This window comes from Neisseria sp. (genome assembly GCF_030527965.1).
Classification (GTDB): Bacteria; Pseudomonadota; Gammaproteobacteria; order Burkholderiales; family Neisseriaceae; genus Neisseria.
Genome location: NZ_JAUMZU010000015.1, coordinates 43458 through 57755 on the forward strand (window position 1 = coordinate 43458; position 14298 = coordinate 57755).

General features: G+C 45.5%; 16 protein-coding genes. 11 read left to right on the plus strand and 5 right to left on the minus strand.

The features are described 5' to 3' along the window. Positions 1-23 precede the first annotated feature (23 nt). From Q4A84_RS07985 to Q4A84_RS08010, 6 genes are all read left to right on the plus strand, one after another. Positions 24-533 (plus strand): hypothetical protein, encoded by a 510-nt coding sequence (locus tag Q4A84_RS07985; RefSeq protein ID WP_303088403.1) that lies wholly within the window; start codon positions 24-26, stop codon positions 531-533. A gap of 282 nt (positions 534-815) precedes the next feature. Beyond that, positions 816-1379, plus strand: a complete 564-nt coding sequence (locus Q4A84_RS07990) for a DUF4230 domain-containing protein (protein ID WP_303088434.1) — start codon at positions 816-818, stop codon at positions 1377-1379. 170 nt (positions 1380-1549) lie between these two features. Continuing rightward, complete coding sequence (gene prfA / locus Q4A84_RS07995) at positions 1550-2626, plus strand: peptide chain release factor 1 (protein WP_303088404.1); 1077 nt, start codon at positions 1550-1552, stop codon at positions 2624-2626. Positions 2627-2666: 40 nt separating this feature from the next. Continuing rightward, positions 2667-2957, plus strand: coding sequence for an acyl carrier protein (locus Q4A84_RS08000; RefSeq protein WP_303088405.1), 291 nt, complete (start codon positions 2667-2669; stop codon positions 2955-2957). Further along, positions 2954-4015 (plus strand): beta-ketoacyl synthase N-terminal-like domain-containing protein, encoded by a 1062-nt coding sequence (locus Q4A84_RS08005; RefSeq protein ID WP_303088406.1) that lies wholly within the window; start codon positions 2954-2956, stop codon positions 4013-4015. The genes Q4A84_RS08000 and Q4A84_RS08005 overlap by 4 nt, the downstream gene beginning before the upstream one ends. Further along, positions 4012-4758 carry a hypothetical protein gene (locus Q4A84_RS08010; protein ID WP_303088407.1) on the plus strand — a complete coding sequence of 249 codons (747 nt, stop codon included), beginning with the start codon at positions 4012-4014 and terminating at the stop codon, positions 4756-4758. Before Q4A84_RS08005 ends, Q4A84_RS08010 begins: the two co-directional genes overlap by 4 nt. 169 nt (positions 4759-4927) lie before the next feature. Here Q4A84_RS08010 and Q4A84_RS08015 read toward each other — a convergent pair whose 3' ends face one another. Together Q4A84_RS08015 and lon are read right to left on the minus strand one after the other, a co-directional pair. Then, positions 4928-5197, minus strand: coding sequence for an HU family DNA-binding protein (locus Q4A84_RS08015; protein ID WP_303088408.1), 270 nt, complete (start codon positions 5195-5197; stop codon positions 4928-4930). A gap of 220 nt (positions 5198-5417) precedes the next feature. After that, entirely contained in the window at positions 5418-7871 is a 2454-nt protein-coding gene (lon, locus tag Q4A84_RS08020; RefSeq protein WP_303088409.1) for an endopeptidase La, read from the minus strand. Positions 7872-8150: 279 nt separating this feature from the next. On the opposite strand from lon, the gene Q4A84_RS08025 reads away from it, so the two are divergent. From Q4A84_RS08025 to lipA, 3 genes are read left to right on the plus strand one after another with little or no spacing between them, the layout of a single operon-like run. Further along, positions 8151-8420 carry a YbeD family protein gene (locus Q4A84_RS08025; RefSeq protein WP_303088410.1) on the plus strand — a complete coding sequence of 90 codons (270 nt, stop codon included), beginning with the start codon at positions 8151-8153 and terminating at the stop codon, positions 8418-8420. Further along, positions 8421-9047 carry a lipoyl(octanoyl) transferase LipB gene (gene lipB, locus Q4A84_RS08030; protein WP_303088411.1) on the plus strand — a complete coding sequence of 209 codons (627 nt, stop codon included), beginning with the start codon at positions 8421-8423 and terminating at the stop codon, positions 9045-9047. Further along, entirely contained in the window at positions 9044-10009 is a 966-nt protein-coding gene (lipA, locus tag Q4A84_RS08035; protein WP_303088412.1) for a lipoyl synthase, read from the plus strand. Before lipB ends, lipA begins: the two co-directional genes overlap by 4 nt. Positions 10010-10214: 205 nt before the next feature. Here the strand turns inward: lipA and cysK are convergent, their stop codons facing one another. The 3 genes from cysK to dapF form a co-directional block, all read right to left on the minus strand. Further along, on the minus strand, positions 10215-11147 hold the full coding sequence (gene cysK, locus Q4A84_RS08040) for a cysteine synthase A (RefSeq protein ID WP_303088413.1): 933 nt from the start codon (positions 11145-11147) through the stop codon (positions 10215-10217). Between the two features lie 130 nt (positions 11148-11277). Then, positions 11278-11877 (minus strand): hypothetical protein, encoded by a 600-nt coding sequence (locus Q4A84_RS08045; RefSeq protein WP_303088414.1) that lies wholly within the window; start codon positions 11875-11877, stop codon positions 11278-11280. A 20-nt stretch (positions 11878-11897) separates the two neighbouring features. Next, positions 11898-12746 (minus strand): diaminopimelate epimerase, encoded by an 849-nt coding sequence (dapF, locus tag Q4A84_RS08050; RefSeq protein WP_303088415.1) that lies wholly within the window; start codon positions 12744-12746, stop codon positions 11898-11900. Positions 12747-13447: 701 nt separating this feature from the next. Here dapF and Q4A84_RS08055 point away from each other — a divergent pair. Beyond that, positions 13448-13636, plus strand: a complete 189-nt coding sequence (locus Q4A84_RS08055) for a hypothetical protein (protein ID WP_303088416.1) — start codon at positions 13448-13450, stop codon at positions 13634-13636. Between the two features lie 157 nt (positions 13637-13793). Next, positions 13794-14105 (plus strand): TonB family protein, encoded by a 312-nt coding sequence (locus Q4A84_RS08060; RefSeq protein WP_303088417.1) that lies wholly within the window; start codon positions 13794-13796, stop codon positions 14103-14105. Positions 14106-14298: the final 193 nt, after the last annotated feature.

Sequence of the window (14298 nt, forward strand, 5' to 3'; positions counted from 1 at the left end):
TGGCCTCAGGGCTGTTGGGCAGTATGGCTTACGTTCAGGCCGGTACGATTTACGAGTGCAACGGTGTTTATACCGACAAGCCGAGTGCCGAGTGCCGTAGTAGCGGACAGGCCGATTTGCCTTCCATCGGCAAATATACTTCACTCAGGCCGAGGGCGGCAGAGGTGTCGGATATGTCGTCTTTTGTTGAGCGAGCACCGAGTCAGGCAGCCAAACGTACGGTTTCCCGCTCGCTACCGATGCGGCGGCCTTCTGCAGAACAGCAGGCCGCTTATAAAATGCCTCAGCCGTCGGCAAGTGTGCCTAGTGTCGTTGCTACCAAACCTGCCGAAGGTACCGGCCGACGCTCTATTTTGGAGCAGGAATTAAATAACGAGCGTAAAGCCTTGGCGCAGGCTCAGGCTGATTTGATTCGGGCCAGAGCGATAAAAGACGGCGTAATCAATCAACAGCAAATCAGCGGATTGCAAAGCCATGTGCTTGACCGCCAACAAAATATTCAGGCATTGCAACGTGAATTAGGCAGAATGTAGCGGCATTACTGTATCTGTATTAATGCCTGTCTGAAAAATGTTTTCAGACAGGCATTTGTAATAGACGGATGTTTGGTTACAACCAGATATTAATCGAGGTGCAGCCAACAGAAAATAGGCTTCTAATTGTGAACGGCATGCTTTTGAACCAGTTTGTAGCGTCATTTGGGTTAGATTGGAAATAAAGGTTTAGCATTATTCATTATTTCGGGTAAAAGGTTTATGAAAAAGTTTTTGTCTTTTCTATTGTTGCCGTTATTGGTTGTGGCAGGTGCGGCAGCCATGTATTTCTATACGCAGTATCAGGCCTTATCGACAGCTGCAAAAACAGTGCACCATCCGGTTAGCCGCGAAAGCATTATCACTCAAATCCAACGGCTGAACCGTTTGGAAAGCACGGCTTTTTATATTGACACCATTATCAAAACGGAAAAACAAGGCAAATGGTATTTGCTGTGGCAAGACGCGCAAACGGGTTTGTTTATGGCCAAGGGTCGCGTATTGGCCGGCGTGGATTTGGATAAGCTGAAGCCGGAAAACGTACAAGTGGTTGACGACACGGTGATTATTAGCATGCCGCAAGTGGAAATTCTCAGCGTTAATCTGGATAATTTGGATGTTTATGACATTAAAACCGGCTCGCTGGGGCTGACTCCGGTGGATAAATCCGTTTTTCAAGAGGTGCAGAATAAGGCCAAAACCCAGATTCTCGATAGCGCTTGTCGCGCCGATATTTTGAAATATGCTCAGGCGCAGGCTCAAACGCAGCTCGAAACCTTATTTGCATTAACACAAACCAAGGTTTCGGTTTACCCGGCCGCCTTGCCTTCTTGCAAAACAGCGTAGTTTTGCCGGCGGTGTTTTATTAATCAAACGTTTGGCATGTGTTATAATTTACAATCACGTTTTTCAGACAGGCTTGATGAAGCCTGTCTGAAAAAACAATAAATTCGGGCAAATTGATTTGATACAAGATGATTCGGTGGAATCGTCTTTTTTCGTATGGTAAAGGTCGCATGAAACCGTCTATTTTAGAAAAATTGCAGCAACTGGCAGACCGGTTGGAAGAAGTTACCCAGCTTTTGGGTGCGCCGGAATCTACCGCAGATATGGATAATTACCGCAAGTTAAATAAAGAACATGCGGAAATTACGCCGGTTGTGGAAGTTTTCCAGCAATATCGGCAGGCGCAGAGCGATTTGGCCGATGCGCAAGAAATGCTGGCTGATCCGGAGATGAAAGACTTTGCCGAAGAAGAAATCGAAGGCGCCAAAGCTAAAATCGAAACGCTGGATTTGGCGCTGCAAAAACTGCTTTTGCCCAAAGATGCCGATGACGATAAAAATATTTTCATCGAAGTTCGCGCCGGTACGGGAGGCGATGAAGCGGCTTTGTTTGCCGGAGATTTATTGCGCATGTACACCCGCTATGCCGAGCGTAACCGCTGGCAGGTGGAAATCGTATCGGCCAATGAAAGCGATTTGGGCGGCTACAAAGAAGTGATTGCCCGTATTATCGGCTTGGGCGCATATAGCAAGCTGAAATTCGAGAGCGGCGGGCACCGCGTGCAACGCGTTCCTGCCACCGAAAGCCAGGGGCGGATTCATACTTCGGCTTGTACGGTGGCCGTTATGCCCGAAGCGGACGAATTAGAAGAAATCGAATTAAATCCCGCCGATTTGCGCATCGATACTTTTCGCGCATCCGGTGCGGGTGGGCAGCATATTAATAAAACGGATTCCGCCGTACGTATCACGCATTTGCCGACCGGTATGGTGGTTGAGTGCCAAGACGGGCGCTCGCAACATGCCAACAAAGCCCAAGCCATGAAAGTGCTGGCTGCGCGTTTAAACGATATGCAAAAGCGCGAAGCTCAGGCAAAAGAGGCGGCAGAGCGCAAAACCCTTATCGGCAGCGGCGACCGAAGCGAGCGCATCCGCACCTACAATTATCCTCAAGGCCGGGTATCCGACCACAGGATAAACCTGACCCTGCATAAGCTCGACTTTATCATGGATGGCGATCTGGATGAGTTAACGGGTGCTTTGATTGCCGAACATCAGGCGGAATTGTTGGCGGGGATGGGCGATTAGCCTGCAATTGGCTATGCCTGTCTGAAAACAAGGAAAACGAATGGCTTACACCTTTACATTGGCTCCGGATTCGCTGGAAACCGAATTAAAAAAACTGATTCTTGCCGAAGCTGACAAAGCGGATGAAATCGATATGGCTAACTTTGGCGACGATACGGTTTTATTTGGCGACGAAAGCCCGATTGGTCTGGATTCGCTGGATGCTTTGCAAGTGTCTGTAGCACTACAGCAGCATTTCCAAGTTCGATTGCAGGGAGACAGAATGGTGCGCAAGCATATGATGTGCGTACGCGATTTAGCGGCTTTTGTGCGCAAGGAGCATGCCGGATGAGCTATTTAGTCGGGCACAGCCTGCAGTGTGCGCAAGGAGCGGGGCAGGGTGTCTATGCTACCTTGGCCAAGTTTAAACCGCCAGCCAAGATTGCTTTCGATTTTTTGAACCAGCCGCAAGAAGCGGCTTATTTTCGATCATTTGATGAGCAACGTTTAAGCCGTCAGGCCTTGTTTTTACTTTTGAAGCAACATCTCTCCCTTGCCGCTGAAGCAGCAGGATGGGGTATGCAGGCATTGGAGAGCACACCGATATTTATCGGCTCTACAGGCTATTTGCTTTCTGACTATGAGTTGGCTTACTTGGCAAATCAATCGGATATGGGCGAACACAGTCTCAACCAGTTTGCCGATGATCTGTTGCAGTATTGCGGCAACCATCAAGTTTACTGTTTTGCCACTTCCTGCACATCATCCGGCCATGCACTGATGCAGGCGCATGCCATGATTGAAGGCGGGCTGACGGATCGTGCCTTGGTGTTGGGAGTGGAAAGTTTTAATTTACTGACTTTAATGCATTTTCACAGCTTGGGCTTGTTGGCCGAAACCTGCCGGCCTTTTGAAGGCGACGGGTTTGTGCTGGGCGAAGGAATTGCTTGTTTAGCCTTATCAAATCAAATGCCGGAGCGTCATCGGTTGCGTCTGATTTCGTCGGCAGCGGCAACGTCAATCCATAATCCGGTGGAAACCGCCGCTGCCGGTTTGAGTAGTGTGATGCGGCAGGCATTACGGCAGGGAGCAGCGGCGCCGGAGGATATCGTTTTGGTTAAAGCCCATGCGGTCGGTAGTAAGAGCAGCGATTCCGCAGAAGCCGAGGCTTTACTTGAAGTGTTCGGCCGCTCGATGCCTTTGGCAGCATTCAAGCCGATGATCGGGCATACTTTGGGCGCCAGTACGGCGTTAGAAACCGCTTTGTTTTATCAGGCGCTGCAAACAGGCCGTTTAACTGCAGGTGCCTTGCCGGACACGGAATATTTGTTAAAAGACGGTAATTACCTTTTTAATTTTTTCGGATTCGGCGGCAATAATGTTTCCTTCTTATGGAAGTGGCAAGCATGAAACATCAGATTTATCTTAAGGCTGCTTCATGTTTCAATGTTGGCGGGCGTACGGATCGTGATTTAAAGCGTTATCTGAAAACGCATTATCATATTGACGCGCGCCGTCTTAGCAGGTTGACGATGTTATCGTTGGCAGGCAGCTTACTTTTGGCAAGATACCAGCCGGATGAGAAAACACCTGTTTATGTCGGCAGTAAGTTTAGTTCGCCCACATTGTTTAATGCAATGATGGATAATGTATTCGAGCAACAGTTGGCTAAGCCTTTAGATTTTCTCTCCAACCTTCATAATGCCCCCGCTTTCCACGTTGCAGCGGCTTTGGGTTTGGCTGGCCCGACTGTTTTTCAAACGATTGGAAAAGAAACCGAAGCATGGAGCAAGCCGCTGTTGGTAGCGGCCAACCATGTTGGGCAGAACGGCGGCAGTGCGCTTGTCGGCTGGTGTAATGAAGCAGAACCGCCCGGTTTGGAAGGAGGCAGTTGCTGGTTGTTGTTATGCAATGAGCAAAGCCAGCACGATTTGCCTGTTTTGGAGGTTAACAAAGATATGGTTGGCCAAAATAACGCGAATACATTTCAAACAAAAACCGATGGTGGTCTGGAAGGTATTTGCTCGTTGGTAAGGCAGCTGAATAACGGTAACTGCACTGTTGCATTACCGCTCGGTGGCGGCTTATCAATTGATATCCGGTGTAATACAGGTTTGACGGTTTGGAATGACGATTTAAGTCATGTAGAGTAAAGTCGAAATAATGAAAACGCAAAATCTGGTCAGCCACGGTATTTTTCAAAGTTTCAGCGAATCCTCTCGTCTTGTTTCAGACAGGCTTTGGTAGCCGTCGTTTTTAGTTCGAGATATAAAAAAGCCAGATAGTAATAAATCTATCTGGCTTTTCTTTTTATAGGGCTCTTTACAGTGCGTCTTTCAGCGCTTTGCCTGCACGGAATTTTGGCGTTTTGGCTGCGGCAATTGTCAGTGGCTGACCGGTTTTAGGATTGCGGCCTTGACGTTCGGCACGTTCGCCAACGTAGAAAGTACCAAAACCCACTAAAGTTACAGTATCGCCTTTTTTTAGCGCATTGGTAACGGCATTCATCATACCATCCAGCGCTTTGGTTGCGGCGGCTTTAGAAATGTCAGCTTCTTGAGCAATTGCTTCGATTAATTCAGACTTGTTCACGATTAAGTCCCTTTCTATCGTTGGAAATTTATGAAACCGCTTATAAAGCGGGCATCCACTTGAGAATATGGCTCTTGAGTAATGAAAGATAAGCTTTTCTTACATTTTCGCCTTTATAGCAAGTATAAAAAGCAGGTGTCAAGCGAAAAGGTACGAATGGTAAGGGGTTTGTACGTATTTAACCCTTCCCATCCGACCTTTACAACACATATCACATTTTTTAATGTTGCGTTGCTTTAGTGCTTGACTTGGTGCGGCGTGGCGTTTTGGGCATGGCGGGTGCTTTAATGGGCGCGGCGGCTTCTGCAATAAAGCCTCCAGGCTGACGCTCCAAGCCGAGCGCGAACACTTCGTCTATCCATTTTACCGGGTGGATTTCCAAACCGTCTTTAACGTTTTGTGGAATTTCCTCCAAGTCTTTGACGTTGCCGTGCGGAATCATCACATGGCGGATGCCACCGCGCAAGGCAGCCAGCAGCTTTTCTTTCAACCCTCCGATCGGTAACACTTCGCCCCGCAGAGTGATTTCACCTGTCATGGCAACATCGGCACGCACGGGAATGCCGGTAAAAGCGGAAACCATTGCCAAAGTCATGGCAATACCGGCGCTGGGGCCGTCTTTGGGCGTTGCTCCTTCTGGAACGTGTACGTGAACATCGTTTTTCTCGTAGAAATCGGGCGCTATGCCCAAAACGTCGGCACGTGAGCGCACTACGGTCCACGCTGCGGAGATAGACTCCTGCATCACATCGCCCAGTTTACCGGTGCGTATGATATTGCCTTTGCCTTTCATAACCGCCGCTTCAATGGTCAGCAGCTCTCCGCCCACTTCCGTCCAAGCCAGGCCGGTTACTTGCCCGATTCGGTTTTCATTTTCTGCAACACCGTAATCGAAGCGACGCACACCCAGATAGTCGTGTAGGTTTTTGTCGTCTACCACGATGGCTTTTGGCTTGCGTTTACGGGTTTTGCCTTTTTGGGTATCTTCTGCAAGCTGCACGTTCATGACAACTTTACGGCAAATTTTCGCGATTTCCCTGTCTAATGAGCGAACCCCCGCTTCACGAGTATAGTAACGGACAATGTTGCGAACGGCGCTGTCTTTAATTTCCACCTCACCGGCTTTGACGCCGTTGCGCTTGATTTGCTTAGGTATTAGATATTGCATGGCAATATTGATTTTCTCATCTTCTGTATACCCGGAAAGACGGATAATTTCCATGCGATCGAGCAGAGCGGGCGGAATATTGAAACTATTGGACGTAGCGATGAACATCACATCGCTCAGATCAAAATCCACCTCAACAAAATGATCGGCAAAGCTGTTGTTTTGCTCGGGATCCAATACCTCTAACAGCGCACTGGCTGGATCTCCGCGGAAATCGTTACCCAGTTTGTCGATTTCATCGAGCAGGAACAATGGGTTTTTAACACCGGCTTTTATCATGCTTTGAATGATTTTTCCCGGCATTGAACCGATGTAAGTACGGCGATGGCCGCGGATTTCACTTTCGTCACGCACGCCACCTAACGCCATACGCACATATTTGCGGCCGGTGGCTTTGGCGATGGATTCGCCAAGCGAAGTTTTGCCAACTCCGGGCGGGCCTACTAGACATAAAATCGGGCCTTTGAGTTTATCCGTGCGTTTTTGCACTGCCAGATATTCAAGAATACGCTCTTTAACTTTTTCCAAGCCGTAATGGTCTTCGTTTAAAACCAAATCGGCTTTCGCAATGTCTTTGATAACTCGGGTTTTCTTTTTCCAAGGCAATTCAAGCAGTGTGTCGATATAATTGCGCACGACGGTTGATTCCGCAGACATAGGCGGCATCATTTTTAGTTTTTTAAATTCAGACAGGCTTTTTTCTTCAGCTTCTTTACTCATGCCGGCCGTTCTGATTTTGTTTTCTAATGCTTCGAGTTCGCCGCGTTCGTCGTCTTCTCCCAATTCTTTCTGAATTGCTTTGACCTGCTCGTTCAAATAATATTCACGTTGCGATTTTTCCATTTGCCGTTTTACACGGCCGCGGATGCGTTTTTCAACTTGGAGAATATCAAGTTCGGCTTCCAATTGCCCCAGCAGAAACTCCATTCGGGCAAGAACGTCGATTTTCTCCAGAATGGTTTGTCTGAGCTCAAGTTTCAATTGCAGATGAGCCGCGATGGTGTCGACTAACCGACCATTGTCTTCGATGCCGTGAATGGTATTGATGATTTCGGTTGGGATTTTTTTATTGGATTTCGCAAACTGATCAAATTGAGACAAAATGGCGCGACGCAAAGCTTCGGCGTCTGACGGTGTGTGTTCCGGTTCGGCGATGTTGGTGATTTGGGCGGAAAAATAATCGCCGTCTCCATTCACAGAAACGGTGCGGGCGCGATGCATTCCCTCAACCAAAACCTTAACCGTGCCGTCGGGCAATTTTAATACTTGTAAAACCGTTGCGACCGTGCCGATTTCATAAAGGCTGTCGGCAGAGGGTTCCTCATCATTTGGGTTGCGTTGGGCGAGCAGGAAAACAGGAGAGTCTTTTTCCATTGCGGCTTCAAGCGCGGCAATGGATTTTTGCCTGCCTACAAATAAAGGCAGCACCATGTGAGGATAAACCACCACATCGCGCAAGGGTAACAACGGCAGGGTGCCGTATTCTTCAAACTGTTTGGTTGCCATCTGATTTTCTGCTTTCTATAAAAATCTTACGGGTATTTTGATGAATGTCAAATTGGGTCGGAAAATGTTTTTTCAAGGGATTCTGAAGACTTGTTTTCGCAACAAAGACGGTGCATGGATTGGAAGTGGCTTTTGCGTTAGAATATATATGGTGTTTTATTTCAGACAGGCATTCAGTATAGCTTAAATTACGCTTGCCGACATAATTTAAACTGATTGAATATTAACAATCTGTCTTCATATTGATGCCTGTCTGAAAAATTTATAAGGAATACAGCTGTGGCTGAAGAACAAAAAACGCTTATTGAATTTCCCTGTCGTTTTCCCCTGAAAATTATGGGTGCGAAACACGCCGAATTTCCTGCGGAAATATTAAAAGCAGTGCAGACGCATGCGCCGGATACAAACGAAGCACATATGCAGCAAAGAGAAAGTTCGAGCGGCAATTATACTGGACTCACGCTTTCCGTATACGTAGAAAATCAGGAGCAGCTCGACAATATCTACCGTACGCTCACATCGCATCCTATGGTTAAAGTGGTTTTATAAATGAAAATCGTGCATTTGGGGTTGGTGGAATACGAGCCGACTTTTGAAGCGATGAAAGCGTTTAACCGCAACCGCGCTGACGATACGGAAGACGAATTGTGGATTGTCGAGCATCCGCCGGTTTTTACGCAAGGGTTGGCCGGAAAAACCGAGCATCTTTTGGTGCACGATGCCATACCGGTTGTGCAAATCGATCGAGGAGGGCAGATAACTTATCATGGTCCGGGGCAGCTGGTTGTCTACACAATGATCGATTTCAAACGACGTAAAAGCAGCGTACGCACGATTGTAACGGCGCTGGAGGAAAGTATTATTGAAACCCTTGCCGAATACGGCATCGTTTCTACAAATGATCCGAAACGCCCGGGTGTTTATGTTGGTCATAAAAAAATCGCATCTTTAGGTCTGAGAATCAAAAACGGTTCGGTATATCACGGATTGGCTCTGAACGTTGATATGGATTTAACGCCGTTTAGCTATATCAACCCATGTGGTTACGCAGGCCTAGAAATGACGCAAATCGCAGATTATGTAAATCCGTCGCCTTCGTTGGCGGAGGTTGCCGACAAGCTAACGGCACATTTGGTCGATAAATTAAATTTGAATATGAAAGAAACCTCAAAATGAGCGAAAGCAAAATATTGGATAATAGCCAGGGTGTGAAGCACAAAGGTGCGGCGAAGACAGCCCGCATTCCGATTAAAATTGTGCCGCTCGAAGAAAAATTGAAGAAGCCGGATTGGATACGCGCCAAATTACCTAGCGGTAAGAAATTCTTTGAGATTAAAAATATTCTGCGCGACCAAAAAATGCATACCGTATGCGAAGAGGCTAGCTGCCCGAATATCGGCGAGTGTTTTAGCAAAGGTACGGCAACATTCATGATTATGGGTGATATTTGCACGCGTCGATGTCCTTTCTGCGATGTAGGCCACGGCCGACCCAATCCGCTGGATGTAGAGGAGCCTAAAAATTTAGCGGAATCCGTTGCCGCCATGCGGCTGCGTTATGTTGTGATTACTTCGGTAGACCGCGACGATTTGCGTGACGGCGGTGCGCAACATTTTGCAGATTGCATCAGCGCTATTCGCGAAACTAGTCCCCACACTAAAATCGAAATTCTTGTGCCGGACTTCCGCGGTCGTCTGGATATTGCCTTGGATATCCTTTCGCAAACGCCGCCTGATGTCATGAACCATAATCTGGAAACCCACCCGCGCTTGTACAGACAGGCTCGCCCCGGTTCGGACTATAAACATTCTCTCGAGTTGCTGCGTCGTTATAAAGAAATGATGCCTCATATTCCTACCAAATCAGGCATTATGGTTGGCTTGGGGGAAACTGATGAAGAAGTGCGAGAAATCATGAGTGATATGCGGGCGCATAATATCGAAATGATTACGGTTGGCCAATATCTCCAGCCGAGCGATGGTCATTTACCGGTTTTACGTTATGTTACGCCACAGCAATTTAAAGCGTTTGAACGTGAGGCTTATGAAATGGGCTTTACCAATGCCGCTATCGGTGCTATGGTAAGGTCAAGTTATCATGCAGATGAACAAGCAGAGCATGCGCTGAATGTGATGTAAACTACATTATTTCGTTATTTTATATATTAGGCTTAATAAAGATTTTACTATTTGATGTCTGTTGTATTTCTAAACGGCAGCTAGTTAGAATAAAGGTCTTATCATTGATAAGACCTTTATTTATATTTACTGAATTTCCAAAAGAACTATCTGCTGATAATAGGCAAATACCTAAGTAAAGCTATCAGTCATCCGAAAAACGTTATTATGCTAAATCTGCAAATAGCGGAGTTGAAAGGTAACGCTCGCCGTAAGAGGGAATGAGCACCACGATCAATTTATCTTTGTTTTCCGGTTTTGCGGCAAGTTGTAAGGCACTCCAAATTGCTGCTCCAGAGGAGATGCCAACTAAAATGCCTTCTTTTTCAGCTGCGGCCCGAGCTACAGAGAAGGCTGCATCGTTAGGAACTTGGATAACACCGTCATAAATACCGGTATTCAAAATTTTGGGTACAAAACCCGCTCCAATACCTTGAATCGGGTGAGGGCCTTTTTGACCGCCACTCAATACAGGAGAGGCTTCTGGCTCAACAGCATAAACTTCAACCGATTTTTTTCTCTCTTTCAATACTTCACCCACACCGGTTACTGTACCGCCGGTACCGACCCCTGCAACAAAAATGTCAACCTGACCGTCGGTATCTCGCCAAATTTCTTCCGCGGTTGTTTTACGGTGAACTTCGGGATTGGCTGTATTTTCGAATTGTTGCGGCATGAAATATACGCCGGGATTACTGTCTACCAATTCTTGCGCTTTGGAAATCGCACCGCCCATGCCTTCCGCCGCAGGTGTTAATACCAATTCAGCTCCAAATGCACGAAGAAGCATGCGGCGTTCTTTACTCATGCTTTCAGGCATAGTGATAACCAATTTGTAGCCGCGTGCTGCGCATACCATAGCCAGGCCGATACCTGTGTTACCACTGGTCGGTTCTACGATGATGGTGTTTGCATTAATTTTGCCCGCTTTTTCCGCCGCATCAATCATAGCAGCCGCAATACGATCTTTAACGCTACTGCCCGGGTTAAAAAACTCTAATTTGGCGACGACTCGTCCGGGCAAGTCTTTACCCAAACGGTTTAATTCGATTAAAGGGGTGTTGCCGATTAAATCAGTAATGCTGCTTGCGATATTCATTTCCTAATACTCCTTAAATTAACGAACAGGTTATACTAAAATAATGCCTGTCTGAAAAACAAATACTTTATTCGAACATGCTTACAACTAAAAGTTATTAAGCTTTTAACTCAATCAATGCTTTTTGTATTTAATAGCGGATACGTAAAATTGAAGCAGCTATCCAGACGACTTGATATAGTAAGGCCAGTAAGAAACCACTTTGCAGCTGACCTGAGCTGAATATATTGCCTTGCTGTTTTTCTACTGATACACGATGCAAATAAAACAGCAAAATCATCAATATTTGCATTCCTATCCAGAAAATTGGTTCTAACGCATACATTTGCAATAGCGCCGGTAGGATGTAACTAGACAGGCCGTGGGGATAGTTTATCCAAGCCAAGCCCAGCAGACACATGAAAGCAATTTGCATCAAGGCACCGCTGACGGCAAATAGGCTGATAAACGTGCCGGCATCCGCTACCCATAGTTTTTTATCTGGTGATTTGTGCCATTTGTGTACGAAGAAAAAAAGACTTGCTATCGTAATATAAAATTGAGGAGCATAAAATGCTGAAAGATGGGTAATTCCGGCCATGCCGGGTAGCAATTTCCCCATTAACATGCCAGTTCCCAGCCATAATAATACACTTGCCCACAGCCATTGAAACATACCTTCTTTATAGGCCGTTATCAAGAAGATGCCGATATAAACTATTAGGCACCACCAACCGAAATTTTCCGGCATTTTTTTCCCCGCAGTTCGAATCAATACTGCACTTTACCTTCGAAAACCGTTTTCGCGGGCCCCGTCATAAGAACATCCGCTTCTGCCTGCCAAGTTACTAATAAGTTTCCCCCAGGTAGTTTGACATCAATCAGGCTCCCGCTTGATAATAATCCTAAACGAATGCCTGCTACGACTGCTGCACAGGCGCCGGTTCCGCAAGCTTGAGTTTCACCGACACCACGTTCGAATACGCGTAAATTAATATGCTCAGGGTCTACCACCTGCATAAATCCTACGTTGACACGGCTGGGAAAGCGTTCGTGTGCTTCAATTGCTTCTCCCCAAGTGTCAACAGGGGCGGTTGAAATATCATCAACCAAAATAATGGCATGAGGATTGCCCATATTGACACAGCTCACTTGTACCGATTCCAAGCCAATCATAATAATATGGGTCAGCGCCTGCTCGTCTTCAGAATGCGGCGGAATAAATGGAATGTCTGCCGGAGAGAAGTGTGGCTTGCCCATGTTGACTGTTACTAAGCCGTTTTCTACCAACCTCGGCAGAATAATGCCGCGAGCCGTTTCTACGATAATTTCATTTTTATCGGTCAGGCCTTTATCGATTACAAAGCGCACAAAACAGCGGGCGCCATTGCCGCATTGTTCCACTTCGTTGCCATCTGCGTTAAAAATACGATATCGGAAATCTGCGGTATCGGTTTGCGGTTTTTCTACTAATAACAATTGATCAAAGCCGATGCCGGTATGACGGTCAGCCCATTGAGTTAAAGGTGCTTCAGCTGGATTAAATGATTGGTTGATGCCATCAATCACCATAAAATCATTGCCTAAACCGTGCATCTTTGTAAATTTCAGCGTTTTCATCTCTAAACAGCTTCCTTTTTGACCGGCTGCAAGTGCAAAACCGATGTCTTTTATTGTCAGGACGACTTTATAACACAAGCTCTCGTCTTGTTCTATATCCTATACCAAGGATTATGGCTTTCTTTTTCTCTTAATCAGTGCCAGCAATCAGCTGTTTCATAGGTAAGTGTATTAATTAGTATGGTTACATTTGGCTACATAACTTTAGATGCTATATTTTTGTGCATGATGAATTTTGTAAATTTCGTAACAATTTCTTTTGTGTTTTATTCCTTGTATTTAGTTGAAGTGGTAAAAAAGAAACATTATAAACGGCAATTTATCTAAATAATCGGTATTTATTTAAATAAAATATTGATTGTGAGATGCACAAAAAATGTCATTTTAATTATGAAAATACCATTTAAATAAAAAATTAATACATTGTTTTTAAATGAATAAATTTATCATTATGGCATGTGTTTTTATTTGGACGACGTAAATTGTCATCTGCTGACTATTAACGGCAAGCGTTTTGGTTATCCTATATGGATAACATGGTTTTTTCTTTCGTTTTTCAAAATAATTTTGACAAAACTGCTATTGATATTTTTCTTTGAAACAGACAAAATACGCTCAAGAACAACGCAAGCAAAGCAGCGAAAGCGCTTGCTGATACAAAAAAATTACATCTTACAACATTACGAACTAAGGAAAATGTCATGAAAAAACATATGGATACTGTTATTCCGTTAGCAATAGGATTGTTTCTGCAATTTGTTGTTTTGGCAATTATTTTGATGAGCGATCCTCAAACGTTGGCGACACATAGCAACCCAATCGGAACGCCGGGTGCTGAGGTATTGAGCCAGACTCTGCAAAGTGCTTCTACGTTAGGTATGAATAAATAAGTTTTTAGAAAAACATAAACCCGGGCGGTCGATATTCATTCGAAATATCGACCGCCCGGGTTTTATTATGCGCCACTGGAACTTTCTTAATTTAGAATGACTCTTAGTTACTTATAAATCTTAGAATACTTCAAAACAACAGAGAGAGCTTAATCTTATGAAAAAAATCTTTTTTGGACTTATTACAAGCCTGGCTTTTTCAGGTATGGCGTTGGCCGCAGTTGAAGATGTGCAGTTTTATGAGAAGGCCAGCCAAGCGAAAACACCCATCAAAGGCAAATTGGCGCTTCGTTTGACCATCAAGCCGGATGGTTATACTGAAAATATTAAAGTGGCTCGCAGTAGTGGTTCTCAAAAGATTGATGAGGCGGCGGTAGAATGGATGTTACACCAGCAACTGCGGCCGGTTTCGCAAAATGGTGAGGCTAGGGCGTTCAGTACCATCAAAGAAATCAAATATGGATATTGAGTAATTTTGCAGGCAAAATGAGGTTTGGAGAAGAATCTGGTTTTGCCTGTAATTTTAAATAGGAAGCCTGCAATCGATATGGGCGGTTTCTGTTTGTTTTCTGCCGTAAAGGATGTTTGTTGTGCTATCCTTCTAATAGGAATCAGTTGCTCATTTTTTAATACACGGTTCCATCGAAATATAGCTATACTGA

Excerpts from the sequence above, each read along its gene's own strand:
- lon (WP_303088409.1), bottom strand. The coding sequence starts at position 7,871 with ATGGCAACCAAACAGTTTGAAGAATACGGCACCCTGCCGTTGTTACCC.
- Q4A84_RS08010 (WP_303088407.1), top strand. The coding sequence starts at position 4,012 with ATGAAACATCAGATTTATCTTAAGGCTGCTTCATGTTTCAATGTTGGC.
- lipA (WP_303088412.1), top strand. The coding sequence starts at position 9,044 with ATGAGCGAAAGCAAAATATTGGATAATAGCCAGGGTGTGAAGCACAAA.
- cysK (WP_303088413.1), bottom strand. The coding sequence starts at position 11,147 with ATGAATATCGCAAGCAGCATTACTGATTTAATCGGCAACACCCCTTTA.
- Q4A84_RS08000 (WP_303088405.1), top strand. The coding sequence starts at position 2,667 with ATGGCTTACACCTTTACATTGGCTCCGGATTCGCTGGAAACCGAATTA.
- Q4A84_RS08055 (WP_303088416.1), top strand. The coding sequence starts at position 13,448 with ATGAAAAAACATATGGATACTGTTATTCCGTTAGCAATAGGATTGTTT.
- Q4A84_RS07990 (WP_303088434.1), top strand. The coding sequence starts at position 816 with ATGTATTTCTATACGCAGTATCAGGCCTTATCGACAGCTGCAAAAACA.
- prfA (WP_303088404.1), top strand. The coding sequence starts at position 1,550 with ATGAAACCGTCTATTTTAGAAAAATTGCAGCAACTGGCAGACCGGTTG.
- lipB (WP_303088411.1), top strand. The coding sequence starts at position 8,421 with ATGAAAATCGTGCATTTGGGGTTGGTGGAATACGAGCCGACTTTTGAA.
- dapF (WP_303088415.1), bottom strand. The coding sequence starts at position 12,746 with ATGAAAACGCTGAAATTTACAAAGATGCACGGTTTAGGCAATGATTTT.
- Q4A84_RS08060 (WP_303088417.1), top strand. The coding sequence starts at position 13,794 with ATGAAAAAAATCTTTTTTGGACTTATTACAAGCCTGGCTTTTTCAGGT.
- Q4A84_RS07985 (WP_303088403.1), top strand. The coding sequence starts at position 24 with ATGGCTTACGTTCAGGCCGGTACGATTTACGAGTGCAACGGTGTTTAT.
- Q4A84_RS08005 (WP_303088406.1), top strand. The coding sequence starts at position 2,954 with ATGAGCTATTTAGTCGGGCACAGCCTGCAGTGTGCGCAAGGAGCGGGG.
- Q4A84_RS08045 (WP_303088414.1), bottom strand. The coding sequence starts at position 11,877 with ATGCCGGAAAATTTCGGTTGGTGGTGCCTAATAGTTTATATCGGCATC.